Annotated in this window: 1 protein-coding gene; it reads right to left on the bottom strand. The window is 73.8% G+C overall.

Annotated features, from left to right (window positions below):
* Positions 1 to 82: 82 nt before the first annotated feature.
* Positions 83 to 800, bottom strand: a 718-nt coding sequence (locus tag G6024_RS15465) for a glycerol-3-phosphate dehydrogenase C-terminal domain-containing protein (protein WP_277355626.1), incomplete at its 5' end; no start/stop codon positions are given.

Here is an 800-nt window from a genome sequence, read left to right as displayed (position 1 = left end):
CGGACGCGGCCGAGACACCCGGCCGGGCCACCCGGCCGGCCTGCGCGGACGCGGCCTGGCCAGCTGGCCGTACGGTGCCGGGTCAGCCGGTCGAGCTGTCGACCACGGGCTGGGCGCTGGCGGGATCGAAGGTCGCGTCCGCGAGGAACTCCCGGACCTCGGGCACACGCCGGAGGAATCCGTCCGCCTCGTCGTCGGACTCCGCCACCTGGCTCGCCTCCTCGGCGGCGACCCGCCGCTCGAACAGCTCCACCTCCCTGGCGATGCGGTCGTCGTCCCAGCCGAGAACGCCCGCCATCAACTCGGCGACCTCGCGAGCGCAGTCGACGCCACCGTGCTGGTACTCCATGGAGATCCGGGTGCGGCGCACGAGGACGTCCTCGAGGTGCAGGGCGGCCTCCGCGAGGGCGGCGTGCACGATCTCCACACGCAGGTAGCGCTCGGCTCCCCGGACGGGATCGAGGAGGTCGGGCCGGTCGGCGGCGAGCTCGAGGACGTATTCGGCGAGCGTTCCGTACCGCCCGAGCAGGTGCTGCATCTGGTCGTCGCGGATCTCGTACTGGTCGGCGATCCGGTCGGCGCGGTTGACCATCCCGGGGTAACCGTCGGCGCCCAGCAGCGGGATCCGCTCTGTCGTCGACGGCGGCACCTCGGCGGCCCGCTCCCCCAGTTCCGCCACGGCGGCGTCCACCGCGTCGGCGGCCATCACGCGGTAGGTCGTGTACTTGCCGCCCGCCACGACCACCGCGCCGGGGGCCACGGTCATCACGGCGTGTTCGCGGGAGAGCTTGGCGGTGGAG

Origin of the sequence: Dietzia maris (assembly GCF_014144855.1) — a bacterium.
Lineage (GTDB): Bacteria > Actinomycetota > Actinomycetes > Mycobacteriales > Mycobacteriaceae > Dietzia > Dietzia kunjamensis.
This window is presented reverse-complemented; position numbering and strand designations above follow the sequence as displayed.